The 25,857-nt window shown below is 39.8% G+C and carries 25 protein-coding genes; 10 read left to right on the top strand and 15 right to left on the bottom strand.

The genetic code is table 11. From position 1 onward, the window contains the following. The first annotated feature begins 344 nt into the window (after positions 1 to 344). Positions 345 to 1,523 carry a pyridoxal phosphate-dependent aminotransferase gene (locus IMZ31_RS10665; RefSeq protein WP_207527362.1) on the top strand — a complete coding sequence of 393 codons (1,179 nt, stop codon included), beginning with the start codon at positions 345 to 347 and terminating at the stop codon, positions 1,521 to 1,523. Between the two features lie 398 nt (positions 1,524 to 1,921). Here the strand turns inward: IMZ31_RS10665 and IMZ31_RS10660 are convergent, their stop codons facing one another. From IMZ31_RS10660 to IMZ31_RS10640, 5 genes are all read right to left on the bottom strand, one after another. Continuing rightward, on the bottom strand, positions 1,922 to 2,536 hold the full coding sequence (locus IMZ31_RS10660; protein ID WP_207527361.1) for a PH domain-containing protein: 615 nt from the start codon (positions 2,534 to 2,536) through the stop codon (positions 1,922 to 1,924). 55 nt (positions 2,537 to 2,591) lie between these two features. Further along, complete coding sequence (locus IMZ31_RS10655; protein ID WP_207527360.1) at positions 2,592 to 2,951, bottom strand: Lin0512 family protein; 360 nt, start codon at positions 2,949 to 2,951, stop codon at positions 2,592 to 2,594. Between the two features lie 348 nt (positions 2,952 to 3,299). Continuing rightward, complete coding sequence (locus IMZ31_RS10650) at positions 3,300 to 4,298, bottom strand: sodium:calcium antiporter (RefSeq protein WP_207527359.1); 999 nt, start codon at positions 4,296 to 4,298, stop codon at positions 3,300 to 3,302. 47 nt (positions 4,299 to 4,345) lie between these two features. After that, positions 4,346 to 4,921 (bottom strand): histidine phosphatase family protein, encoded by a 576-nt coding sequence (locus IMZ31_RS10645; RefSeq protein ID WP_207527358.1) that lies wholly within the window; start codon positions 4,919 to 4,921, stop codon positions 4,346 to 4,348. A gap of 113 nt (positions 4,922 to 5,034) precedes the next feature. Then, on the bottom strand, positions 5,035 to 5,472 hold the full coding sequence (locus IMZ31_RS10640) for a nucleoside 2-deoxyribosyltransferase (protein WP_207527357.1): 438 nt from the start codon (positions 5,470 to 5,472) through the stop codon (positions 5,035 to 5,037). A 31-nt stretch (positions 5,473 to 5,503) separates the two neighbouring features. Here IMZ31_RS10640 and IMZ31_RS10635 point away from each other — a divergent pair, with 31 nt between their 5' ends. Then, entirely contained in the window at positions 5,504 to 5,992 is a 489-nt protein-coding gene (locus tag IMZ31_RS10635; RefSeq protein WP_207527356.1) for a metallophosphoesterase family protein, read from the top strand. A gap of 46 nt (positions 5,993 to 6,038) precedes the next feature. Here the strand turns inward: IMZ31_RS10635 and IMZ31_RS10630 are convergent, their stop codons facing one another. From IMZ31_RS10630 to IMZ31_RS10610, 5 genes are all read right to left on the bottom strand, one after another. Continuing rightward, positions 6,039 to 7,406: an aldehyde dehydrogenase gene (locus tag IMZ31_RS10630; RefSeq protein ID WP_207527355.1), complete on the bottom strand. Its 1,368-nt coding sequence runs from the start codon at positions 7,404 to 7,406 to the stop codon at positions 6,039 to 6,041. 12 nt (positions 7,407 to 7,418) lie between these two features. Then, positions 7,419 to 8,339, bottom strand: coding sequence for a ribonuclease Z (gene rnz / locus IMZ31_RS10625; protein WP_207527354.1), 921 nt, complete (start codon positions 8,337 to 8,339; stop codon positions 7,419 to 7,421). A gap of 10 nt (positions 8,340 to 8,349) precedes the next feature. Beyond that, the gene (locus IMZ31_RS10620; RefSeq protein WP_207527353.1) at positions 8,350 to 8,655 is read right to left on the bottom strand and encodes an ArsR/SmtB family transcription factor; all 306 of its coding nucleotides are present in this window, start codon (positions 8,653 to 8,655) and stop codon (positions 8,350 to 8,352) included. Positions 8,656 to 8,863: 208 nt separating this feature from the next. Next, complete coding sequence (namA, locus tag IMZ31_RS10615) at positions 8,864 to 9,883, bottom strand: NADPH dehydrogenase NamA (protein WP_207527352.1); 1,020 nt, start codon at positions 9,881 to 9,883, stop codon at positions 8,864 to 8,866. 72 nt (positions 9,884 to 9,955) lie between these two features. Then, on the bottom strand, positions 9,956 to 11,122 hold the full coding sequence (locus IMZ31_RS10610; protein WP_207527351.1) for a glycosyltransferase family 2 protein: 1,167 nt from the start codon (positions 11,120 to 11,122) through the stop codon (positions 9,956 to 9,958). A 180-nt stretch (positions 11,123 to 11,302) separates the two neighbouring features. On the opposite strand from IMZ31_RS10610, the gene IMZ31_RS10605 reads away from it, so the two are divergent. From IMZ31_RS10605 to IMZ31_RS10595, 3 genes are all read left to right on the top strand, one after another. Further along, positions 11,303 to 11,884, top strand: a complete 582-nt coding sequence (locus IMZ31_RS10605) for an anthranilate synthase component II (RefSeq protein WP_207527350.1) — start codon at positions 11,303 to 11,305, stop codon at positions 11,882 to 11,884. Next, positions 11,881 to 13,608 (top strand): aminodeoxychorismate synthase component I, encoded by a 1,728-nt coding sequence (gene pabB, locus IMZ31_RS10600; RefSeq protein WP_207527349.1) that lies wholly within the window; start codon positions 11,881 to 11,883, stop codon positions 13,606 to 13,608. The genes IMZ31_RS10605 and pabB overlap by 4 nt, the downstream gene beginning before the upstream one ends. A 72-nt stretch (positions 13,609 to 13,680) precedes the next feature. Further along, positions 13,681 to 14,166, top strand: coding sequence for a DUF456 domain-containing protein (locus tag IMZ31_RS10595; RefSeq protein WP_207527348.1), 486 nt, complete (start codon positions 13,681 to 13,683; stop codon positions 14,164 to 14,166). A 142-nt stretch (positions 14,167 to 14,308) separates the two neighbouring features. Here IMZ31_RS10595 and IMZ31_RS10590 read toward each other — a convergent pair whose 3' ends face one another. After that, a complete protein-coding gene (locus IMZ31_RS10590; protein WP_207527347.1) occupies positions 14,309 to 15,178 on the bottom strand; it encodes an SDR family oxidoreductase in 870 nt (289 codons plus the stop codon). A 225-nt stretch (positions 15,179 to 15,403) separates the two neighbouring features. Continuing rightward, entirely contained in the window at positions 15,404 to 15,712 is a 309-nt protein-coding gene (locus IMZ31_RS10585) for a hypothetical protein (RefSeq protein ID WP_207527346.1), read from the bottom strand. Positions 15,713 to 15,856: 144 nt separating this feature from the next. Here IMZ31_RS10585 and IMZ31_RS10580 point away from each other — a divergent pair, with 144 nt between their 5' ends. After that, complete coding sequence (locus tag IMZ31_RS10580; RefSeq protein WP_207527345.1) at positions 15,857 to 16,039, top strand: hypothetical protein; 183 nt, start codon at positions 15,857 to 15,859, stop codon at positions 16,037 to 16,039. Positions 16,040 to 16,135: 96 nt separating this feature from the next. Here the strand turns inward: IMZ31_RS10580 and IMZ31_RS10575 are convergent, their stop codons facing one another. Together IMZ31_RS10575 and IMZ31_RS10570 are read right to left on the bottom strand one after the other, a co-directional pair. After that, the gene (locus IMZ31_RS10575; protein ID WP_207530371.1) at positions 16,136 to 17,557 is read right to left on the bottom strand and encodes an NADP-dependent glyceraldehyde-3-phosphate dehydrogenase; all 1,422 of its coding nucleotides are present in this window, start codon (positions 17,555 to 17,557) and stop codon (positions 16,136 to 16,138) included. Positions 17,558 to 17,867: 310 nt separating this feature from the next. After that, the gene (locus IMZ31_RS10570) at positions 17,868 to 18,614 is read right to left on the bottom strand and encodes a glycerophosphodiester phosphodiesterase (protein WP_207527344.1); all 747 of its coding nucleotides are present in this window, start codon (positions 18,612 to 18,614) and stop codon (positions 17,868 to 17,870) included. Between the two features lie 157 nt (positions 18,615 to 18,771). On the opposite strand from IMZ31_RS10570, the gene IMZ31_RS10565 reads away from it, so the two are divergent. Then, positions 18,772 to 20,391 carry a M20/M25/M40 family metallo-hydrolase gene (locus IMZ31_RS10565; protein WP_207527343.1) on the top strand — a complete coding sequence of 540 codons (1,620 nt, stop codon included), beginning with the start codon at positions 18,772 to 18,774 and terminating at the stop codon, positions 20,389 to 20,391. A gap of 64 nt (positions 20,392 to 20,455) precedes the next feature. On the opposite strand, the gene IMZ31_RS10560 is transcribed toward IMZ31_RS10565, so the two are convergent. Continuing rightward, positions 20,456 to 21,994: an AbgT family transporter gene (locus IMZ31_RS10560; RefSeq protein ID WP_207527342.1), complete on the bottom strand. Its 1,539-nt coding sequence runs from the start codon at positions 21,992 to 21,994 to the stop codon at positions 20,456 to 20,458. Between the two features lie 495 nt (positions 21,995 to 22,489). Between IMZ31_RS10560 and IMZ31_RS10555 the strand changes: the two genes are divergently transcribed. From IMZ31_RS10555 to IMZ31_RS10545, 3 genes are all read left to right on the top strand, one after another. Then, positions 22,490 to 23,452, top strand: a complete 963-nt coding sequence (locus IMZ31_RS10555) for an MBL fold metallo-hydrolase (RefSeq protein WP_207527341.1) — start codon at positions 22,490 to 22,492, stop codon at positions 23,450 to 23,452. 9 nt (positions 23,453 to 23,461) lie between these two features. Then, a complete protein-coding gene (locus tag IMZ31_RS10550; protein WP_207527340.1) occupies positions 23,462 to 24,253 on the top strand; it encodes an SDR family NAD(P)-dependent oxidoreductase in 792 nt (263 codons plus the stop codon). A gap of 259 nt (positions 24,254 to 24,512) precedes the next feature. Next, positions 24,513 to 25,784: a Y-family DNA polymerase gene (locus IMZ31_RS10545; protein WP_207527339.1), complete on the top strand. Its 1,272-nt coding sequence runs from the start codon at positions 24,513 to 24,515 to the stop codon at positions 25,782 to 25,784. The last annotated feature ends 73 nt before the right edge of the window (positions 25,785 to 25,857 follow it).

The following is a 25,857-nucleotide window of genomic DNA, read 5'->3' as shown; positions in this document are numbered from 1 at the left end:
TTTCCGTTAACACTATAACTGACCTAATTAAGTTGGAGGGATTGGTGTTGAAAGAGCGATTTACTTATCAAACACCCAAGTTTGAACCTTACATTTGTGAATTTAAAACGCGAAAAAGAGAGCGGGAAGTCATTCAATTTGCCCGTTTCTCTACCAACAACCTGGCCTACAGAACGGATGCCTCGAGATTTAATTCTAGATTTTAAAAGCTAACCAATAGGGTTAGCTTTTTTATGTACTTTATCGGATATTTAAATGATTTCACTAGTAAGAAAATTCGGTCTTTACAAATGAGTGGAATAGGTCTATTCTGTTCTATTAAGACCGTTTAGAGGGGGAGAGGGATGAAGCAGTTTACATATTCAAAGGCGCTAGAGCGATTGCCTGAGCAATTCTTTGCAAAGTTAGTAGATAAAGTAAAAAGAGCAGAAGAAGGCGGAAAAGAGATGATTAATTTAGGGCAAGGGAATCCTGATCAGCCGACACCTTCGTTTGTTACAGAATCTTTAAAGCGTGCAGTTGACAACGAGGTCTATCATAAATATTCTCCATTTAAAGGGTTCCCATTTTTAAAAAGAGCAGTAGCAAATTTTTATAAAAGAGAGTACGATGTTGACCTTGATCCAGAAACTGAGGTAGCCATAATGTTTGGAAGTAAAACTGGTCTTGTTGAGGTAAGTCAATGCTTTCTGGATGAAGGAGACACGGCTCTTGTACCTGACCCTGGTTATCCCGATTATTGGTCTGGGGTTGCGATGGCAAATGCTTATATGGAGAAGATGCCACTCTTTAAAGAGAATCAATTCCTCCCGCAATATGATCAGATATCTGAAGAAACGTTACATAAAGCCAAGTTAATGTTTTTAAACTATCCAAATAACCCTACTGCCGCTATAGCTACAGAGGGGTTCTTTGAAGAAACAATAGATGTAGCGAATAAGCATGATATTTGTGTGGTCCACGATTTTGCCTACGGTGCGATTGGTTTTGATGGAGAGAAGCCACTTAGCTTTATGCAGGTCCCCGGTGCTAAGGATGTAGGTGTGGAGATGTATACAATGAGTAAAACATTTAATATGGCAGGGTGGCGTGTCGCGTTTGCCGTAGGAAATAAAAGTGTCATTCAAGCTTTAGAACTCGTTCAGGACCATTATTATGTAAGTTTATTCGGAGCGGTTCAAGAAGCTGCCGCTGAAGCATTAGACAAAGGCGGGGAATCGGTAAAAGAGTTAGTAGAGCTCTATGAAACAAGAAGGAACCAACTTGTAGAAGGATTTCGTGATATAGGTTGGAGGGTAGACGCTCCACAAGGATCTTTCTTTATGTGGCTTGAGATTCCTGAAGGTTTTACTTCTGAATCTTTTGCTGATTACCTTATAGATGAGATTGGGATCGTAGTGGCACCTGGTGTAGGTTTTGGGGAATATGGTGAAGGCTTTGTACGGATCGGCTTACTAGAATCAAAAGAACGGTTAAGAGAAGCAATCAATCGTTTTCGTACACTTTCATTTACAAATCAATAAAATAGGATGAGCTCACTCATGTAAAAGTGGGCTTTCTTATTTATACTTAGTAGCAACTCCGAATTAGTTGATGGCAAAAAAGAAAACCCACTTCAAGGTAAGGGGTTTCGGGAGTGGCGCTTCTTTACACGTTTTTTAAATTGTACTACTTTGCGTTGGCATATCCTGAGTTCTTTCCATGTCTGAGCTCGATCTAATAGATCGCGAAGCTCCCTGTACTCAATTGATTCCTCGTATGTTAGTTTAATCTTAGGCTTCGGAAAAGGAATCACATCTCCCATGCTCACATCACCTCACTTCTAGGCTGTCCCTTTAGTGTATGAATGTGGTGGAAGGGAATATGCTTTTTCGTTCATAGAAAAAGTAGCCACCCGAAATAATCGGTAGCTACCTGTAAACTAGTTTTGAATGTAGCGCTCAAATACGTCTCCAAAATCTTTTACCGTGTATTTTTGTTTACTTTCAACTAACCAGTTAAACGCTAACTGATTAATGGATTTAAATTCTTCAAATACACGGTTGTCTTTAATATCTGCGCGGTGCAGTGTATTAGAAGCATAATCTAGACTCTGCTTTGTAAACTCGTAATAAGCATCATTCTCACTCATAATCTCAGCTATTTTAAGGAGAGCTTTGTACAGGTCTTTTAGTTCTTCGATGTTCTTCTTGTGGACATCAATGGAGAAAGCCTGATTTCCCATCGAAAACTTAATCTCAACATCTAAATCAACAGTACCTGCTGTTTCGAGGGCAACGTTCGAAATAGTATGTTTGTAATAATCGTAGCGGTGAAGCATACGTTTTTTACTTGTTGCGCTAGTACCATCTAAGTGAATTAAAGCTTTGTTTGTAAAGCAATACTCATCAGCGGCAGATTTAATTAGGAAGAAGATTTTCTCCCCATCTTCATGCATCACATAATCGTCTGCATCGACTTTATCATAATCCTCAGGAAGAATAACTTTACCGACATCACTTAAGCCAAGGGCATCAGAAGCCACCTTTTTAAACATATTCTCTCCACCTTTCTATCTAGTTCCATTTTATGCTTGTTTACTAATTTAGTTATTAGTAGCCAACTTCAACAGAGGCATTAACGATGTACATTAGATCGTTTTTATCTTCTTTTTCTTCTAGATGGATGCCACTTGTTGTAAGCATACCTCCATCCATTACTTCAACTGTAACAGTACCATAAGGGATTGCGCTTCGAACTTCTTCAAGATCTAATTTTTCGTGATCACAAGGTACTGCTAGTTTTATGTTAACGACCATGTTGTCTAAAGACTGTTCAGGTAAAATATTTTTAATACCAGGCATTGAATTGGTATGTATGGCGTTTTTTACAGCGCGAACAGCTGCTTTTGTGACATTCTGACCATGAACATCAACCCCCATACCTGTTTCAATAAATACGAGTTGTTCCATTCTATCTCTCCTTTCTATAATCACCCCTATTGTAGCATATGGTCATTTTCTTGTGGTAAATGGTCTCTTCATTCAATTGGTCTTATTAAAGTTTTAATGCCTTCTCAAGAATGGGGTAGGATTGTTGGAGACTCGAAAATGAGAGAATGTTTCCGTTAGCTTTAGTTTAGTGTAAGGTGGGCCTAGAAACCACTCGCTTCCCAGCTCCCCGCAGGAAAGTTGTCCCCGAGCAAGCCCAGGCACTCATAATCGTAATGGCCCCTCCCAGCTTAAATATTTCAGCTTCGAGTCTTCCATATAAGGGAGCATATAGAGCATAAAAAAAACCAGCCGAGGTGGCTGGTTTTTTTAAACTGTAGAATGGGTGTAGATCAAATAGCTAGATGCTAAGTAAATCAGCACAATCAATGTAGAAGGAATAACGTACGTTAGTGAATTGGCTGATTTCTTACGCAAAATGGCATAAAGAGTTATTGCGATTAAGAGCATTGATCCAATTATGGAGTATACATGAGCTTCGTTTCCTGCTTGTAGAAGAGGGCCATCTCTGAAAAAGAAATCTGTCGCGGCTAGAATGAGCAGGTTAAACAAGTTGCTTCCAAGAATCCCGTTCATCATTAAAGAGTAATTTCGCAATCGAATAGCGATAAAAGATGATACAGCTTCGGGTAATGAAGTGCTTGCAGCGATTAGTAATGAACCAACAAATGTAGATCCAAGTCCGCTAATTTGCGCAATGCGATCTCCTGTTACCGTAAGAAGACTTCCTGCAAGTATTGTTCCTATTGCAGCAAGTGCGAAGTAGAGAATGGCTTGGTTTAAGCTCGTATCTTGAATTCGTTGCTGGTGTCTTGCATTCGCTTCTTCAACAGGGGTTTCTACCTCATTTGAGGTGAACTGTGATATAACTCTAATCCCAACAAGGTAAAATGCAATGATAATGATTGAATCAAGTCCAACTCCCCATAAGGAATACGGAAGTGAAATGATAAAGGATAATAAAATAACCATCGACATTAATAGACCAAGTCCCGCTGTAGCTGCATGTTCATTTGTTGAGTAACGCAATAGGCGAGACCTGCGGTAATAAAGGTCAAATAACGCTAGTATAAGGACGTTAAAAAGATTACTACCTAATAGGTTTCCTAAAGCTAGGTCAGGATTATCTATGGTTACAGCGGTGATACTCGTCGTAATTTCTGGCAAGGAAGTTGCGGCACCAAGTAATAGACCAATCATTGCACCTGTTGCGGCTGACTTCTTTTCAATGATATCTGCATAAGTGGATAAGTTTACAGCTAGTAAAAAGGTTACTATAGCAGCTATCGTAAAGAGAATATAGGTCAAGTAAAATACACTCCTGTGTTCATTGTGAAATTTATCTATTACTATGTTTAAGAAAGGTGATTGGTTTCATTGTATGTTGTAATCTGCCACATTTCATTTAGGTGTTCAATGTTACTTATACAAGCATTCATTAACTTCGTCTTTCCAGAACCTATTTCGCCTTCTGAAAGGACGGATAATATGGCATTAATTACAGCGCCATGAGCAACCAAGAGAATTTTTTTGTCTTGAAATTGTTGTTGAACTTCGTGCAGACCATCAAAAATTCGTTTTTGGAATGGTTCCCAGTCTTCTTGGCCTGGATAATCCCGTGCCGGGTATCTGGAATGGATTTCATCAAATGTCAATCCAGATCCTTCACCGAAAGCTCGTTCTTTGAAGTTATCCATCTCCACAAGATCAATAGGATGGTTGAGATGGTCTAAAATAATAGTAGCTGTTTCTTTTGCTCTAGATAGAGGACTCGTGATTAATACGTCCCAATTGGAATCTTGAAGGTGTCGTCCGGCTTCCTCTGCCTGCTGACGTCCTGTATTATTTAAGGGAATGTCCTCTTGGCCTTGTAAACGCGATTCTTTGTTCCAGTCCGTTTCGCCATGTCTTACTAAACATATGGTAGTCAATATATCTAAATCCTTTCTTATGAAGAAACCTGCTTAACTCTTTCGATTTTAGGGTCACTATTATTGTACATAAGCAGTTGGTAAGGAGCAATGAAAAACGTCTCGTAAATATGTTAGATGATCTTACCTTTATAAGTGTTAGAAGGGAGAGTATTGAAATCGTAAGCGATTAAGTCTTCTAATGAATGAACAAATGCCCTTCCTGATTCTGCGATCATAAGATTCATGACAGTATCCTTTTCAGTATAAACAATGATTGGGATACGATTTGCATAAGCAAATCCCATTTCCCACATCGTGCCAGGATCTGGGTAAGGTTTATCACCGCTATCATGGATAGCAACCATCACATCAGATTCTAGAATGTGTATCACATCGTTTGAGAACACGGCTTTCCTCCATCGTTCTTCTCCAAATTCTAGAGGTTTGAACTGGTTTTTCATGGGAATGAAGACTTCTAACCCCTTGATATCTTGTAGAACTTTAGCAATTTCTCGTACCCGTTTACGTTCTTCTTCATTAAAAAAAGGACCTGCTAAGAAAACTTTCATTATATAACCACCTTTAGAAAGGAATGAGAAAATGAGAATAATCGTTGTCTCTGATACACATATGCCAAAGAAGGGGAGAGCATTCCCTGTATCTTTCATACGGGAGTTAAGGGACGTAGACTTGATCATTCATGCAGGGGATTGGAGTAGTATAGAGATTTACGAAACACTAGCTTATTATGGAGATGTGAAAGGTGTTCAAGGGAATGTTGAAGAAGATGATATTCTAGAATTTCTTCCTGAGAAGTTACTTTTAGAGATAGATGGATATAAGATAGGAGTTGTTCATGGGCATGGAGAGAAGAAGACTACTGAAAAGCGAGTGATTGAAGCATTTGAGAGGGAGGAAGTAGATCTCATTATCTTTGGCCATTCACACTTACCACTCACAAGATGGGTGAAGAAGACGCTTCTTTTCAATCCAGGTTCTCTAATGGACAAGCGTAAACTTCCATACGGTTCTTATGGAATCATTGATACTTCAAACGGACTGCAATGCACCCACCATTATATTACTTAGATCGGAAACATAAACTACCCGCTCCTAAAATGAGAGCGGGTAGTGGTTATTTGAGTAATCTCTTAATAAGTTTCAACCCATGTTTACGGCCAGGGTAGCGAATGGAAAGGTCAAACTTCGTCGTTTGCTTAACGATTCCTTTTGAGTGGGTGAAGGCGTCGAAGCTTGCTTTACCGTGATAGCTACCTACGCCGCTTTGACCAACCCCTCCAAAGGGGAGGTGAGGGTTAGCAACATGGAATAGGGTGTCATTTATACACCCGCCCCCGAAAGATAACTTAGATAAGATTTCTTCTTGTTTCTGTTCATTCTCAGAAAAATAATAGAGTGCAAGAGGTTTCTCGTGATTTCTTACTTCTGCTACAACTTCGCCTATGTCATCGAACGTTAAAACGGGTAAGATGGGACCAAAGATCTCATCCTGCATGACAGGATCTTTCCACGAAATGTGATCTAAAATGGTTGGTTCGATAGCATTTATATCAGCATCACGCTCTCCGCCGGCAATCAGTTCACCATTGTTTAAGTACTCACTCAAACGATCAAAATGACGTGTATTGACGATATGACTATATTCCACATTATAAAGAGGGTCATCACCGTAAAGATCTTTTATAGTCAGTTTTAATTTACTTAGCAATTCGGGTTTAACAGCCCGTTGGATATATAAATAATCAGGAGCGATACATGTTTGACCGGCGTTGGTGAATTTTCCCCATGCAATCCGTTTTGCAGCTAGGTCGAGATTTGCATCCTTATCTACGATTGTTGGACTTTTACCACCCAGTTCTAATATAACCGGAGTTAGATGTTGACTTGCTTTTTCCATAACGATTTTTCCGACTGAGACACTGCCTGTGAAGAAAATTAAATCAAATCGCTGTTCAAGTAACTCTTGACTTACCTCAGCGTCTCCTTCTACTACTGCAAAAACGGCAGAATCAAACCATTTAGTAACCATTTCCTTTAATAGAGAAGATGTTTCAGGTGTAAGTTCTGATGGTTTTAGAACAACTGTGTTTCCAGCAGCTAAGGCACCAATAACTGGTGCAAGTGCGAGTTGAAAAGGATAATTCCATGGAGCAATTATGAGCGTAACTCCATAAGGTTCTTGATATAAGTAACTTTTAGATCCTGCATGCGTAAGAGGCGTCTTCACCTTTTGAGGTTTCATCCAGTCTTTAAGATTTTTAAGAGCAGAAGTAATCTCGGTATATAAAAAGCCAATTTCAGTTGTATAACTCTCAAATTCCGATTTATGCAAGTCCTTATACAATGCTTCTATAATGGATTGCTCATTTTCTTCAATCATGGTTCTTAGTCTGCTTAATTGTTCTTTTCGAAATGAGAAGGACTTAGTAGATTCTGTGTAGTAAAATGCTCGTTGATGTTGGACTAACTCATTGATCCTCATCTCAAAACCTCCTTAATCGCTTACCTTGAATTGCTTCAGATCGGCAGCGATTTCTGTATTAGAAAAATAGTTTTTTGCCTCATTTAATAATTGTTCAAGGTCGTTGTCCTGATAGCGAGAAGAAATATGAGTTAGAATTAACTGTGTTACCCCTGCGTCTCTAGCTATACGAGCTGCTTGAGCTGTTGTGGAATGATAGTAATTAAAAGCTAACTCATCCTCATTTTCAGCGAACGTGGCTTCATGAACTAGAACATCTGCATTTTTTACGAAAGGTATAAAACGCTCGTGATACCTTGTGTCTCCGAACACACAAACTTTCCTGCCCTTTTTAGGTGGACCTACATAATCCTCGCGATTAATCATCGTTCCATTCTCTAACATGACACGGGGTTGATCTTTAATTTGCTGGTAAATCGGGCCAGGTTGAACCCCTTTTTCTTTCAATTGTTCTACGAGCAGTTCACCAGGTTTATCCTTTTCTTCAAAAGCATACCCATAGCTTAGAATCCCATGGTCTAACTTCTTGCAAGAGATTACAAATTGATCATCTTCATAAATCTTACCTTCTTCGATTTCATGGATGTTGATATCGTAGGTTAGCCTCGTTGAACTAACAGAAAGTGCTGTTTCAATAAATGTTTTAATACCACGTGGGCCATATATTTCTAAAGGTGTAGTTCCTCCTTGAAAAGACCGGCTTCCTAAAAAACCAGGCAATCCGAAAATATGATCGCCGTGTAAATGAGTGATAAATATCTTCTCAATTCTTCTAGGGCGGATAGAGGTGTTTAAAATTTGGTGCTGTGTGGCTTCCCCGCAGTCAATAAGCCATGTGCTACCTCTTTCCTGTAATAACTGTAAAGCGATGCTTGATACGTTCCGTTTCTTAGAAGGAACACCTGCACCTGTTCCTAAAAAGATAAATTCCATGATGGTCCTCCTACTCTATGCAATGCTCTTCAACTTCTGCAATTAATTGTTTTAATAAGTCAATTCGGTCTTCAATAGAAAGAAAATAGTACCGTTTTGTTCCTTCTTTCTCAATGGATACGATACCTGCATCGCGTAGAATCTTCAGATGGTGAGATACTGCAGGTCTTGAAAGGGGAGACTTATCGGCAATTTCATTTACGCTTAATCGTTTATGTTGATCTAACAAAAGTATGATATCCTGTCTGGCCGTATCCCCTAATGCATGAAACGTTAGAGTGTTCAGGCGAAATAACTGTTCAAATTGGGTAGACATGCTTCCATTCCTTCTTTCTGTTCGTTAGTTTAAAAGTTTAAACGAAAGAGGGAGTGGAAGCAAGTCTTTATGCATGATTTCAATGTCTGCCTGTTAACTGAAAGTGGATCCTTCATTTTCTTGACTGAGCAAATAAAAAGGAGTATGAAACTTTTTTACGTTTCATACTCCTTTTTTCGTTCGTTGAAAGAGAAGTGTATCGTTATGATTACATCCAGCCTCGTTTGTATTGGACTGGACCTTCTAACTCGACTCCGAGTTCATCAGCAGCAGCTTTAGGCCAATAAGGATTTCGTAGCATTGCACGTGCTACAAAGATTAAATCAGCTCTTTGGTTACGAATTACTTCTTCGGCCTGAAGACCGGAAGTAATCATACCAACTGCACCTGTTGCAATAGATGCTTGATTACGAATTTGATCTGCGTATTGGAGTTGATACCCTGGATATACTTCTGGACGAACTGGTACAACGCCGCCAGAACTACAGTCGATTAAATCAATTCCGAGCGCTTTCATGCGCTCGGCATAGTATAAGAAATCATCCATTTGGTTGCCGTTTTCGTCGTGTTCATTAGCTGAAATGCGGACAAAGATTGGACCATCCCATGCAGTTTTCACTTCTTCAATCACTTCTTCTAAGAAACGAAATCGTTTCGTACGGTCTCCGCCATAATCGTCGGTACGCTTGTTCGTAAGGGGAGATAAGAACTGACTAATTAAATAGCCATGTGCTCCGTGTAACTCAATGATATCAAAGTGTGCTTCTTTAGCGCGTCGAGCAGCTTCCTTAAATGCTTCTATCGTTCGCTTTATATCATGATCGGTCATTTCGGTTGGTGTTTTCATATCTTCTTTGAATGGGACCGGACTTGGTGCAAATATATCTTGTTCCAATATTGCCTTACGTCCAGCATGTCCTAATTGAATGGCTGACCGTGCCCCATGACGATGTATTCCTTCATTAATTTCTTGTAATCCTTCAATATGTTCGTCGCTCCATATACCGAGGTCTTGTGGAGAAATACGTCCCTCAGGTAATACTGAGGTTGCTTCAATCATAATTAGACCTGCCTGACCTGCAGCGCGGCTTTCATAATGAGCTAAATGAAACGGAGCTACTTTTCCGTCTTCTGTGTGTGAAGAATACATACACATTGGGGACATAGCGATCCGGTTTTTTAATGTTACTTTTCCAAATGTAATAGGGGAGAATAAACTAGATTCCATAAGACAGTGTGCCTCCTTTATCTTTATGTAAGAACGAATATATTATTTCATAATCGAGACTTCTTTACATGTTTAATGCTTGGGGGTTGAGTCGTCTTTATGAGCCTGCTTCAATTCGTTTAAGGAATAGAATGTTCCGCGCCACTCTATTCCGCCTTTTTTTATGGTGAGTGCCACGGCTCGTGCAATGGTATAGATAAACAATAGAGCAGAGTAGGGGAGGGTGAGCGCGTAAGAAATCTTAAATTGCGTCAATTTCTTAGTCGTTATGGCCATTAGAGTACACATAAGTGTTATAGCGATAAGGCTCAATCCTCTATTAGTGTTTGTTGCAACCATCAATGTTATAAATGGCAACACTTGCGAAATAAAGGTCCCTATAACGGCAACAAGGCTTAATAAAACCGAATAGTTCAAACCAGCAAAGGTATTTTTTTCTAACCCTAGAATGGCATCCTTTAAAGAGGGATACCATTCAACTGATAAATCTTCCATTCCTGTAGCAAGACGCTGCTTATACCCCTTAGACTTAATCTTCTGCCCAAGATATAGGTCATCATCAGGCCTTGTAGCAATCATTTCATGAGTTCCTATGGCTTCGTAGGTTGATCGTTTTAACATATTAAACGCCCCAATCCCCATTCCGCCTTTCTTGGAATTGTCGTTATTAGCCGTCCAAGGTCTTTTAAAAAAGCCAAACCCAAACATAAAATAGGTTATGAAAGCTTTTAGTCGTTTACTTTTTGTTACTAAATTAGGGGCAATAGTAAGGTGATCAGCTTTTTCCTGTTCAAAAAACGAGAGTGCTCGTTCGATGGCGCTCTCTGAAAATTGAATATCACCGTCTGTAAAAACGATTACATCACCTTTTGCTTCCTCATATCCTTTATAGAGTGCGTGATTCTTACCTAACCAACCTTCAGGAAGACTTTCAATGGTAATCGTTTTTACTCGAAGCGGTGACTCATTCTCCCATTTCTTCATAATAGACCCCGTGTTGTCTTCTGAACGGTCGTTTACAGCAATGATCTCAAGATGCTTATGTGTTTGTGACACTAGTGATTGAAGCGTTTTGTCAATTGCACGCTCTTCGTCTTTGGCAGCTACAATTACAGACACCAATTGTACTGAACTTTGTCTTTTTATGTTCCTCAGATCTTGAATAGAACTTAAGCCCCGCCATCCATCCCATAGAGCGAAGGCCCAAAAGATAATGGTTATGAATAAAAGGATCGTCATATTTTACCTCCGATCTTATGGGCTTAACCATATCATATTTTTATTTAGGTAACGATGCTCAATAGTCTTATTAAGAGTACCTTAAAACGTTGTCTTTTTAAAATTTCTCCTTTTGTGTAGGAGACCCAAATCAAGCTATAATAAGAAGGTTAATACTATTACATAAAAGCGGTGGTAAGAATGATTATCATGATCGATAACTATGATTCATTTACGTATAATTTATTTCAATATATTCAAATGGGGGGGTATGAGGTAGAGGTCTACCGAAATGACCAAATAACTATTGAAGAGATTGAGGCACTAACTCCTGAGGCCATTGTTCTCTCTCCTGGTCCTGGTTCCCCTAGAGAAGCGGGAATTTGTTTGTCCATAGTTCGGCATTTCTTCAACAAGATTCCCATACTTGGCATTTGTCTTGGTCACCAAGTTATTGTGGAGGCTTTTGGCGGAGTCGTTGTAAAGGGGAGTAGACCTATGCATGGGAAAGTAACAAGTATCCATCATGATAGACGGGGGGTTTATAAAGGTCTTCCATCACCAACTGCTGTAACGAGGTATCACTCATTAGTTGCCCAAAGCAAGCGTATGCCGAGTGTACTTGAAGTGACTTCTCATTCAGAAGACGGTGCAATTATGGGGGTTCGTCACAAAAAATACCCAATCGAAGGTATTCAATTCCATCCTGAAGCGATCCTAACAAGCCGGGGGTATGATATGTTACAGAACTTTTTTGCGGTAAAGGAGGTTGCTTCTTCATGATTAGATTTCAATTTAATTTTGCAGATCAGCAAGGTGTTGTTAAGCCTTATGTATTTACGAATCCCGAGTACGTTATTGAAGCAAATGAAGTGCAGGAAATCGAGCCTGCTTTTAAAAGGATAGAAGAGGCAATTAAGGAAGGTATGTATGTGGCTGGCTATGTATCCTATGAAGCAGCACCAGCTTTTGACGAGCGTTTTAAGGTTGCATTGAATCCTGAGATGCCTTTTCTGAAGATGGGGGTTTTTCGAGACACTAGCGCAGTCCCCCTGGAGTCTACTACAAACGGTTATGAAGTTTCTAACTGGAAACTTCAATCTAATTATACTGAGTACCAGAGAGGGATTCACTCGATTCATGAGGCGATTGAGAAAGGGGACACGTATCAGGTGAACTATACAGCTCGTTTAAAAGCTGAGTTTAGTGGAAACGATCACGCCCTATTTAATGTTTTAGCCCATAATCAGCGATCGTCCTATAGCGCTTATTTACATTTTGACGATTACTCGATCCTGTCTGCCTCTCCGGAATTGTTCTTTCGCAAAGATGGGGGGCTTCTAACAACAAAGCCTATGAAAGGGACAGTAAAGAGAGGGAAAACAACTATAGAAGACGAAGAAATGAGGCAGCAGTTATCTCAGTCAGAGAAAGACCGTTCTGAAAACGTAATGATTGTTGATTTGCTTCGAAATGACCTTGGTCGTATTGCTAGACCGGGAACAGTAAAGGTACCTCGATTATTTGAGATAGAAACGTATCCAACCGTCCACCAAATGACTTCGACTGTCCAGGGAGAAATAGCCCAAGAACTACCTTTTTTTGAGGTGTTTCGTGCTTTGTTCCCTTGTGGTTCGATTACTGGAGCCCCTAAAATCCGGACGATGGATTACATTTCGACATTAGAACAATCACCACGAGATGTATACTGCGGGGCTATAGGTATGATAACTCCTGAACGAAATGCGGTCTTTAACGTTCCTATACGTACCGTTTGGATTGACCACAATTCCAGAGTCGCTACATACGGTGCTGGTGGAGGAATAACGTGGGAATCTACATCGAAAGGGGAATATGACGAACTTTGGGTGAAAGCAAAACTCTTAACCGAGAAGCGTCCCTCTTTCCATCTTCTTGAAACCATTCGTCTAGAAAATGGTGATTATTTCCTGATTGAGAAGCATTTGAAGCGTATGAAAGCTAGTGCTACCTATTTTCAATACTCTTGGCCAGAGACAGCTATTTATGGGGAATTAGAGGAAATAAAAGACTGCTATTCAAACGGCCTTTACAAAGTAAGGCTTTTATTAAATAAAGAAGGTGAGATCACGAGTGAGGTTGTTCCAGAAAAGGAACTTTTACGTGCTGTAAGGTGTAAGGTAGCGGAAACATCGGTTAATAAGGAGGATCCTTTTCTATATCATAAAACAACACATAGAGATGTATACAACGAGCACAAGGACTGTGAATATTTTTCTGTTCTTCTTTGGAATAAAAGAAGAGAGCTAACAGAATTCTTGATTGGAAATGTCGTTTTGCTTATAGATGGTGATTATGTAACACCACCTATAGAGAGTGGGTTATTATCTGGTACGTATCGTGAATATTTAATTGAGGAAGGGATCTTACACGTGCGTACACTTTATAAAGAAGATTTAGAACGTGCTAGTGAAGTATGGATGATTAATGGCTTGAAGAAATGGGTGAAAGTTGATCTCGTTCACTAAAACGTTAGACAAGGGAGTTGAAGTTTGGCATAGTGGTGTCGAACAAGATTTTTTAGAGACAGGAGCGAGGAAATGGATATTGTTTGGTGGCTTATTATTATTTTAAGCTTTATTTTCAGTTATGTTGGGCTAGTATATCCCGTCTTACCAAGTCCGTTATTTCTGTGGATTAGTGTGCTTGTATATCAATTCGCCGTAAATGGCAATGAATTAGGTTTATGGTATTGGATTACAATGGTGGTGTTAACCATCGTACTACTTATCTCAGATATTATCATTAACAGTAAAGCTGTTAAGCACTATGGGGGGACAAAGTGGGGAGAGCGCATGGCTGCAATTGGTGTAATCATAGGTTCATTTGTATTCCCGCCATTTGGTGTAATTCTTGTGCCGTTTATTTTTGTTTTTATTACGGAATACATTCAGAAAGAAGATTTGCAAGAAGCCCTTCAATCATCAAAAGGAGCTATTATTGGGTTCCTCGGAGGAACTCTTGCAAAGTTCATTATTCAAACGTTTATTATAGGTTGGTTTATTCTTAACGTAACCCTTTTGTAAAGGGTTACGTTATTTGTGTTACTCAAATTTAGACTCGGACCCTCAGCTTTAAAACAGAAACGTTATACTTAATTCATAAGGAATTACTTTAGTAACAAAAAACAGCTCTTCCTGCAAGGAAGAGCTGCTCTTTGTTGAAAAGTCAACTAGATGTATATAAGCCGCCATTAATATGAATGAATTGACCTGTCATATAAGAAGAGTCATCAGAAGCAAGAAGCACATAGCTTCCGACATGTTCAACCGGTTGTCCAGGTCGTCCCATTAGGGTGTTTGTTCCAAACTGATCTACTTCTTCCTCAGGGAAGGTTGCTGGAATAAGAGGAGTCCAGATAGGCCCTGGTGCTACGCCGTTTACTCGGATACCGCGGTTTACAAGTTGTTGGGCCATAGATCGAGTAAAGGCGACCACTGCACCTTTTGTAGCTGTGTAGTCGACCAGTTCAGCATTTCCTGTATAAGGGTTGATGGAAGCTGTGTTGATAATGGCGCTCCCTTGTTTTAAGTGTGGAAGTGCTGCTTTCACCATATGGAACATAGAGAAAATATTTGTCTTAAAGGTACTTTCTAATTGTTCTACTGAAATATCTTCTATCGCGTCTTTCGGGTGTTGTTCTGCAGCATTATTCACTAACACGTCTAGCTTCCCGAATGTCTCTACTGTTTTCGCTACAATATCACGGCATGTTGCATCGTCGCCGACATCACCTGGCAGAAGTAAAGCTTGAACGCCTTCTGCTTCTACTTTCTGCTTCGTTTCTTCTGCATCTTCGTGTTCATCTAAGTAAGAAATTGCAACATGAGCGCCTTCTTTAGCATAGCCAATGGCTATAGAACGACCGATTCCGCTGTCTCCTCCTGTAATTAACGTTATTTTTCCTTTTAGTTTATTCCCGCTCTTATAGTCTTCATCCGCTTGGAGTGGGGAAGGATTCATTTGGGTTTCGGATCCTGGTTGACGCTCTTGTTCTTGTTTAGTTGGTCCATCTTGCATTAAATCATCGCGATTCATTTAGAGTCCTCCTTATTATGGCGCAAAACTATTTTTAGGTTTGGAGGTACTATTCCACTTGTATCCAGTTTGAAAACTTTGATAGCGATTTCTTTTTCTTTTGTATGTGAGAATCATCTTTTAATCTCATTAGCCATATGTATAAAAATGAGGACAAAATCACATCTGATTTAGTCCTCATGTAAAATTTAATTCTAACTTACATAGGGTTAGGAGATGAGTGTATTAATAACCTCCATACCCTCCGTAACCATATCCTCCATAATAAGGGTAGGGGCCTGGGCCGTAGCCGTATCCATAGTATGGTGGATAGTACGGATAAGGAGGGCGGCCGTATGGGGCTAGAAGAGCGCTACCTACAAGCCCTCCTACAAGTCCGCCTACAAATGGTCCTCCGAAAAATGGACGTCCGAACCCCAAAGGGCGCCCGAATCCAAAAGGACGTCTTCCCACAAAGATTCGTTCATCTGCTCTGTATACATTATGGTCCTCATAGTGAGGGTTTGTGGAATATGAATATCCGTTGTAATGCATAAACATTTCCTCCTCCTTTATCTTCTCTTGTTATGATATGCCGTTTTATCCCTATGTGGGTCTTTGTTCCAAGAGGAAATGTGAAAATAGGCATTTGACCTTGTGTTACACTTACTACAATATGGATTCTCGGAGGTGATAGAGGTGAAGGACTTTCATTGTTGCGCTACATGTGTTCATTTCACGATCATCAAAGAAAAGAGGAAATCGAAACGATTCTGTGAACGATTAGGCTATGAAACAGACCCCAAATGGAAGTTTAATTGTTGGACACCAAAAGAACACGTGGTCACTTTAATGAAGAAAGATCAGCAAGAAAACCATTGATTAAATACGTGATGGGGATCTCTGCTTATGCTTAACAATATAAAGAAGGCTCAGAGTTTATATAAACTCTGAGCCTTCTTCGGGTTTATTTACTTATTACATATTGATAACAGTTACTTTATCGCGTACAACGGACAGCAGGCTTTCGCGAATTCCTTGTACACCAAGACCAGATGATTTCACACCTAAGAATGGGAAGTGATCCGGACCGCGAGATGTTTTACCGTTCAGTTGAACAGTGCCGACTTCTAGTTTGTCTGCGATACTCATCGCATTGTCAATATTCTTTGTAAAGATACTCGCTTGTAAGCCATATTCAGATTCGTTTGCAATCTGAATCGCTTCAGACTGACTCGATACGCGGATGATTGGAAGAACAGGACCGAATGGCTCTTCCCAAGCTACACGCATGTCAGTTGTTACATTGTCTAGAAGGGTAGGGTGAAGAAGGTTACCTTCACGTGTGTCGCCTGATACAACTTTAGCTCCTTGATCTTTCGCATCATCAATTAAACTTTGAACATAATCTGCGCTCTTGTTATCAATTAATGGAGTTATATCTTTATTATCCTCAGGCATACCAACAGAAAGGCTCTTCACTTTATGTGCTATACGGTCCACAAGCTCATCTGCAATTTCATCTTGAACTAAAACGCGTTTAATGGCAGTGCAACGTTGACCAGAGTAACTATATGCACCTGCTACAATTTCTTTTGCTGCTTTATCTAGGTCTGCATCTTCAAGGACAATTGCTGGGTCCTTACCACCAAGTTCAAGAACAAGAGGTACCATGGAAGAAAGCTTGGCAATATGACGACCTGTACTAGTTCCGCCTGTGAACGAGATCATGTCCACTCTAGGGTGTTGAACTAGGAAATCACCAATTACAGAGCCGCGTCCTGTTGCGACTGTTACAAGTTCTTTCGGCAGGCCAGCATCGATTAAAGCTTCCACCATTTTAATACCACTAATTGCACCTTGAGTAGCTGGTTTAAAGACTACACTGTTCCCTTGAACAAGGGCTGGAGCAATCTTTGAAGCAGAGAGGTTTACTGGATAGTTAAATGGACCAATGGCTAAAATTGTGCCAAGTGGAGCTTTTTCAGCTAAACCTACTTTAGAACGAGAACCACCTTTGAATCCGTCTCCACGTTTTACTTCGCCGTTTAAGCGATAAGCATCTTCTACTGTGTAACGAATGTAATCAACAGTACGCTCTACTTCAGATACAGAGGACTTCTTGTTCTTGGCTACTTCTTTCATAATAGCCGTGCCTATTTCTTCTTTACGTTCCTCTAGGATATCTGCCCATTTGTTTAAAATTTTGCCACGCTCTTGTACTGAACGTTCTGCCCAAGCTAATTGAGCTTGTGATGTATTTTCAATTGAAATATTTAACTCTTCTTGAGATAAGGAAGGTACGCTTCCGACTAATTCTTTATTGGAAGGAGAATAAATATCAACAGTAGCGTTTGATTCGCTTACATTCCATTCTCCGTTTAGTAATGTTTTAATCATTTCGTTTGTAGTTGTACTCACTTGTAAAACTCCTTTATGGTTCAGTGTCTACTTCAGGTAGTTAAAAATTTTAATAATTCTTTATTAAGATGCTTCACTGTAAGTTATTTTATAATTGATTAAGGAATATTGCAAAGCATAAACACTGATATATCAATGAAAGTGCTTTCTTAAACGCATTTATTAGTAAAATATGTAATATCGTTCTAATAAATGTATTGTATGCGTTTTCTGTGTATTTTCTAAAATACTTAAAATAATTAACAAAATTAAGTCAAATAAAAATAAGTGAGCTAGAAGCGCTCACTTATTATGGTTTGTGTTTATGTAAATATAATTCTCTGTATTCAATGGCAGAATGGGGAACATCTGTAAAAATGCCATCCACCTCTAGTTTATAGGAACGCATTAACCTCGATGGGCGATTAATCGTATACGTTCTAACGGGGAGATGGAGACGCTTTGCTTCTTTAATTAATCCTCTATTTAACGCGTTATAATTTATGTGCAGCGCGTTGGCTTTTGTTTCTTCAATAAGGCTTTTAAGATCTTTCGGGCGTCTGCTCGTTAAACAAGCGCATTCAATCTCTTTTGATAATCGTTTAAAACGTTTAATGCTTTTAGGGTTAAAGCTCGAAATAATAGTTCTTTCTACAACTCCGTAATGTTTTATAAGCTCAAGCACCTCTTTCTCAATATCTTTATAATCAATAATGTTGTTTTTTAATTCAATATTTAGAGAAAGCGATGTATTTGAAATCCATTTCAGAAACTCTTCTAAACTGAGAAGCCTTTCTTCAGAGTATTTTTCACTAAACCACTTACCAGCGTCTAGCTTTTTTAATTGCTCGAATGTGTAATCTTTCACATAACCTATACCATCAGTAGTTCGATGTAATGTTTCATCATGAATTAAAATAGGGACTTGGTCCTTCGTTAATTGTACATCTGTCTCAATCCCATCTGCTCCCATCTTTTGAGCTAGGGTGAAAGCGGCCATTGTATTTTCTGGTGCCAATCTGCTTGCACCTCTGTGAGCAAATATAAAAGTTTCCACTATAGCACCTCCTGAATGAAATAGAGTCCATATTGATTGTCTTCCATCCATTTGTAAAAGTCAATTTAGTTCATGTGAAAGAATGTATTATGATAAGGTAGCGTAAATATCTGAATAGTGAATAAATATTTACCCGAATAGGGGGAGGAGTGGGATCATGTCAGATTGGAAATCAAAGCAGCAGCTTGTCGATCTACTCTGTCAATTAGTTGAGTACCCAAGTATTACTGGAAGCGAAGCAGAAATAGCTCTAGCTGAGCATATACATCAGCGTTTTATGGAAAAATCATATTTCAAAGCAAACCCAAACCATGTAAAACTCCATCCTTTACCAGACGGTCGTGAATTAGTGACGGCACTTGTGAAGCAAGATGGTACACAAGATACAGTCATCTTACTAAGCCACTTTGACGTAGTAGGTGTAGATGATTTCGGGTCTAAAAAGTCATTAGCTTTTTATCCCCGTGGTTTAACGGAAGAATATGAGCGAATACAAGAAGAGCTCCCGGAAGCTATACGACAAGATATAAAGAGTGGTGAATGGCTTTTTGGTCGGGGGATTATGGATATGAAAGCTGGCCTTACGCTTCATATGTCAATGATTGAGCGTGCAATGGAGGGAGAGTTCAAAGGAAACCTGCTCCTTTTAACCGTTCCAGATGAGGAGGTTAACTCATTAGGAATGCTTCAGGCACTTCCGGCACTACAAGAAATTAAGAAACAAGAGAATTTGAATTATAAAGCGTGTTTGAATGGAGAGCCAATGTTTAGTCAGTACCCTGGTGATCCACGTCAATATGTGTATTCAGGGTCAATTGGAAAGCTCCTTCCTGGATTTCTATGTTATGGAAAGGAGACACATGTTGGAGAACCCTTCGCAGGATTAAACGCTAACTTAATGGTGAGTTACCTCTCCCAAGAGCTAGAATTGAATGAAGCTTTTATTGAAACAGTAGGAGAGGAAACAACTCCTCCTCCTATATCTTTAATGCAACGGGATTTAAAAGATGAGTATTCCGTGCAGACTCCTCAAGCAGCTGTGGCCATGTATAACGTCCTTTACTTAAAGCAGTCCAGCAAAGATATTCATAATAAGTTACTTGAAGCAGCTCACCGGGCAAGTAGCCAAACAAGTAAGCATTTTAATGCAAAAGCGCGAGCGTTTTTAAAAGAGAAACCAGGAATTCATATACCAGAAAGACCTGTTCAGGTTTTTACGTATGAAGAGTTATATGATGAAGCGATGCAGCGTTACGGGGAAGAGGAAGTAGAGAGAAGAAGGAATCTTCTTATTAGTCAAAGGGAGACAGGGGACCGGGAATTTTCAACTTTATTAGTGCAAGAACTTGCTTCATTATGCAAGGATCTAGCACCAATGATTGTGTTGTTTTATAGTCCTCCCTTTTACCCGTCTGTATCTTCAAAAGAAGATAAGTATATCAAAGATACACTTCAGCATGTTAAGGATTACACGAAAGATAAATTTAACATCAAGTTAGAAGAAGTGGAGTTCTTTCCTGGATTATCAGACCTTAGCTTTATAGGGCCTCCAACCTCTGAGACAAAATTAAATACACTTCTTGAGAATATGCCTTTACATGGAAATGGGTTCGAATTATCAGATGAACGGCTATCAATGTTGCGGATGCCCATTTTAAACGTAGGCCCAAGGGGGAAGGACCCTCATCAGTGGTCTGAACGTTTGGAGCTAACCTACAGCTTTGAACAATTGCCAGAGATCATTTCTGAAACCATTCATATTTTATTGAAATCTTAGTTTAGTTATTTTTCAGATCGATATAAAAAAGTCCAGCTCAATAAATTGAGCTGGACTTTTAAGTTTATTTCCACATATCTCCGTCAAAGTAAATGCCTGTGTCTGGTCCGATTGGAATACCAGCAACAACCCAAATGATCAGCATGATTAGCCACGCAATAAAGAATGCGATGGAGTATGGAAGCATTGTAGAAATTAGCGTTCCGATACCGACACGTTTATCATACTTTTGGGCAAATGCAATCACAATGGCGAAATACGTCATAAGTGGTGAAATAACGTTTGTTGTGGAATCCGCAATACGGTAAATTAAAGTCGTGAATTCTGGGCTGTATCCAATACGCATCATAATAGGTACGAATACAGGTGCCATAATGGCCCACTTTGCAGATGCGCTTCCCATAACAAGGTTAATGAGAGAGGCAACAATAATAAATAGGATAACGACGCGGAAATCATTGATTCCTGTGCTGTCTAAAAATTCGGCACCTTTAATAGCTAAGATGCGTCCAAGGTTTGTTTTAGCAAAGAATCCAACAAACTGAGCAGCGAAGAAAGATAGAACAATGAAGGACCCCATTGTTTCCATTGTTTCGTTTAACTGATTTGCTACATCTTTGTCGTTTTTAATATTCTTCGTAACAATTCCGTATACAAGACCAGGGATAAAGAAAGCCAAGAAGATGCTTGGGACAAGATTAAAGAAGAATGGTGACATCAGAACATCTTCATTGTTTCGAAGTGGAGACCACTCAAATGCAATCAGTAAAGATAATAAGCCTAACGTAACAAGAAGAGATAGGAATGAAAAAATAAGTCCTTTTTTCTCTGCTTTTGTTAAGTAATTAATTTCTTCTTCGACTTCCCCTTGGTAATCGCCAAGACGAGGTTCAACAAAACGGTTTGTCACCCATGTGCCGACTACTGTTAACAGAACTACAGAAGCTAACATAAAGAAGTAGTTCATTGTGTATTGAATTTGACCAGCGTATTCAGGGAAAGCAGAGTTTTTAACAGCTTCAATCGTTAAGTCAGCGAGCAAAGGATCTAGAGCTGTTAACGATAAGTTCGCACTGAAACCTGCTGAAACACCGGCGAATGCTGCTGCTAGTCCTGCTAATGGGTGGCGTCCAAGACCAGCGTATAGGACAGCTCCTAAAGGAACAAGTACAACGTAACCTGCATCTGCTGCCATACTGGACATAATACCAGCAAATACTAGTGCAGCTGTAATCATAGAACTTGGTACAGATGTAACAAGGCCACGAAGCATAGCACTAATCAAGCCAGAACGTTCTGCAACGCCAATACCAAGCATCGTAACAAGAACTGTTCCGAGCGGTGCGAAGCCTGTGAAGTTCGTTACAAAGTTCTCAAATATATACTTAATTCCCTCTGAAGACATTAAGTTAAAGACGGTAACTGTTTCGCCCTTAATAGGGTCCTCTACCGTGACGCCAATGGCTGCCATAATTCCTGAGACTACAATGATTAGTCCTGCTAATATAGCAAAGAGTGTTGCTGGGTGGGGAAGCTTATTCCCGACGCGCTCGATGACGTCGAGGGCTTTTGTTACCCAACCGCGTTTTTGAGTATCCTCCATAGTTGGATCTCCCTTTCTTTTTCTTGTGATTTTTCAAACAATTTAATTTATCGTTTTGAGTACTAAAGAAGTATAGAAAAACTTATGACCGATTTAAAGGGATATTGTAAAATACGCAATTTCTCGAATTTTGTCAAAAATAAAAAAATATACACTCCCATTTTTATGTAAGACACACTTTCCACTCCATATGTACAAGGGGATAATTAAAATGTGTATTCTTTATCGCATCAACGCATTGGTGTGATGACGAATAGTGTTCAGATGTAAGGTGTGCTTCTTTTAATCTATATCGCACTGGTGTGGACAGGGAAATATAGAAGGTCATGTTGTTAAAAAGAAAATATTTTTTTTATTTTTTTCTATTGCGCTATTTTAGTGTTTCAAAAAGAAGACGTGTTCATTCCCTTTTTCCTCCAAGTTCATGACAAATTTGATTGGAAAGGGTACAATAGAGTAAAAACTGAATGATCATTCAGTGTGTGGGGGTTCTTTATGGTTCAAACAACAGATAAGATTTATCAACTTTCAATTCCAACGCCTTTCGCAGTAGGCGATGTTCATACGTATTTATTAAAAGGGGAAATGCTAACCTTAGTTGATGCGGGAGTTAAAACAGAAGAAGCCTGGAAAGCGTTAGAGTCACAATTGGGTTCGCTTGGCTACAGACCAAAAGACATCAAGCAGATTGTTCTGACACATCATCATCCTGATCACATAGGTTTAGTTGATCGTTTTGATCATTTGGAAGGGGTTTACGGGCATGAAGATAATAGAAATTGGCTTCAAAGAGATGAAGCATTTCTTACTCGTTTTCAAACATTCTTCCATACGTTATATAAGCAGTTTGGTGTAGATCAATCTCATGAAGCGTTCTTTAAACATTTGCAAGATCCACTTAAATATGTAGCGAAGGGTACCTTAACTCGGTCTCTTCAAGAAGGTGACAGTATACCAGGGCATCCGGATTGGGCTTGTCTTGAAACACCGGGTCATGCAGAGAGTCACTTATCGTTTTACCGGTCTGCTGATCAGTCCATGATATCTGGGGACCACTTGCTTTACCACATCTCATCTAACCCTTTGTTAGAGCCACCTAGGAAGCCTGGGGGAGAACGACCTCGACCGCTTGTCACGTATCAAAAGACACTTGAAAGATGTCTACATATGGATATTGGGGAAGTGTATCCTGGTCATGGTCCAATTTTCGCTAACCCTCAGGAGCTTATTAAAGAGCGTTTAAATAAGCAACAGCACCGTTCTAATAAGGTCTATCACATGCTAGAAGGAGGTCCTCTTACTCCATTTCAAGTATGTAAACAGTTATTTCCAAAGCATATTAAGAAACAATTTGGTTTAACAATGTCTGAAACTGTAGGGCAACTTGATCTCCTGGAAGAAGGGGGGCTTGTTCGTGTACACTTAGAAGATGGAGTCTATTATTATGAAGCAAAATAGGTGATGCATGTGACAAACACGCTAAACAGCAAGAAAGTTATTATTACTGGCGCCTCAAGTGGAATAGGAGAACGTCTAGCTTGGCATGTGGCTAAACAGGGAGGAGTTCCTATTTTACTAGCGCGCCGCGGAGAACGTTTAAAGCAAATGATCGAACAAATAGAAAAGGATACAGGAGTCATGGGGTATGCTGATTCATGTGATTTATCGGACCAAGCAGATATTGATAGAGCATTTCAAGCGATAAAGGAAACAATAGGAAGTGTAGATGCATTAATTAACAATGCTGGATTTGGTATTTTTGAATCTGTGGAGATGACAGAGCTTGATCAATACGAATCAATGTTTCAAGTTAATGTGCTTGGTCTGATTCAATGCGTAAAAGCAATACTTCCTTCTTTCATTGCTCACGGAGGTCATATTGTAAATATCGCTTCCCAGGCCGGAAAGATGTCCACTCCTAAAGCATCAGGATATGCAGCCTCAAAGCATGCGGTGTTAGGGTTTACGAACGCTTTACGCTTGGAAGTAAAGTCTAAAGGGGTTTATGTAACAGGAGTAAACCTCGGCCCCGTGCGTACCAACTTCTTCGACCAAGCAGACCCTGAAGGAAACTATCAAAAATCTGTAGAACGATTTATGTTAGACCCGGACACCGTAGCGCACAAAGTAGTTAAGCACTTATTTACCTCTAAACGAGAAATCAACCTTCCCTCATGGATGGAAGCGGGCTCTAAGCTTTATCAACTCATGCCGGGCCTGACAGAGAAGCTCATGCGCAAACAATTCGAGAAGAAATAAAATCCTCACATCATGTGAGGATTTTTTATTGAGTGAACTGTGTCTGTGGGGTGATCAAGAAAACGGCGGGATTGTTGAAGAGGATAGAATGTTTCTGTTTGCTTTAATTGAGTGTAAGGTGGGCCTGGGTAACCACTCGCTTTCCTGAGGATGTCGAAAAAAGGAAAACATCACCACTTGAAAAAGAGAACAAACATTCGCATAATAAGGGTGACAGATAATGCGAACAAACATTCGTTTCGTGGTAGGAGGGTATCGTATGAATGCGGTGATTGATTATCAATCATTTCCAAAGCGTAGTATTTTGTGTGTTGATATGAAGAGTTTCTATGCCAGTTGTGCGGCTATTATGAAAGGTTTAGATCCGATGAAAACACACCTGGCTGTGGTGGCTGATTTGAAACGGCCGGGGAGTGTGGTGCTTGCGGCTTCTCCAGCTCTAAAAAAAGACTTTGGTATTAAAACAGGAAGTCGGTTATTTGAAATTCCAGATGATCCACGAATCCATTTAGTCTCTGCTCAGATGAGGCTTTATTTGCATATCTCTACAGAAATTACACGACTTTTTAATCGATATGTACCAAAAGAAGCCATTCATACGTACAGTGTGGACGAAAGTTTTTTAGACGTAACGGGAACGGAGCGGTTGTGGGGGGATGCTAAAGAAGTAGCTCGAATGATTCAAAAAGAGTTATTCGAAACGTTCCACCTTCAGTGTGCGATCGGTATTGGCCCAAACATGCTTCTTTCAAAGCTATGCCTGGATTTAGAAGCGAAGAAAACGGGAGTAGCTCATTGGGGATATGAAGATGTAAAGAAAAAGCTGTGGCCTGTCTCTCCTTTAAGTGAAATGTGGGGGATTGGATCTCGGATGGAGAAGCGACTCAATCGATTAGGGATTACAACTGTCGGGCAGCTTGCTACCTTTCCTCTAGAGCAACTTGAGAAACGGTTTGGTGTAATGGGAAATCAACTTTATTATCACGCCAACGGGGTAGATCTCTCTGAGCTTGGGGCACCGATTATGCAGGGGCAGATCAGCTTCGGGAAAAGTCAAATTCTCATGAGAGATTACCCAGATCCGAAAGAAGTGCGTTACGTAATCTTAGAAATGTGTGAAGAAGTAGCAAAGAGAGCACGTGCTTACCGTAAAGCCGGTCGAACAATTAGTCTTGGACTCGGATATAGTAAAGATGAAGGGGGTGGAGGATTTCATCGTTCAAAATCCATCACCTCTCCTACCAATATTACGACGGAAATGTATGATGTGTGTATGCAGCTGTTTGACGAGTTTTATTCCCATCAGACAGTCCGGAAAATTTCTATAAGTCTTTCGAATATTACAGAAGATGAAGCCATGCAGCTTAGTTTATTTGAGCAAGATCGTGATAAAAAGAGGGATCTTGGTTACGTTATGGATGAAATTCGGAACAAATATGGTAACGATGCTCTCTTACGAGCAGTTTCCTACACCGAGGCTGGAACTGCAAAGCATCGTAGTAAGCTTGTAGGAGGACACTATGCAGAATAAGAAAGGGGTTGTTGTGAGTATTCGGGGCAATACGACTGTTATGAATTAAAATTAAGAAGTCGCTCCAAAAAAG

The sequence above is a fragment of the Pontibacillus sp. ALD_SL1 genome, assembly GCF_017355605.1.
This window is presented reverse-complemented; position numbering and strand designations above follow the sequence as displayed.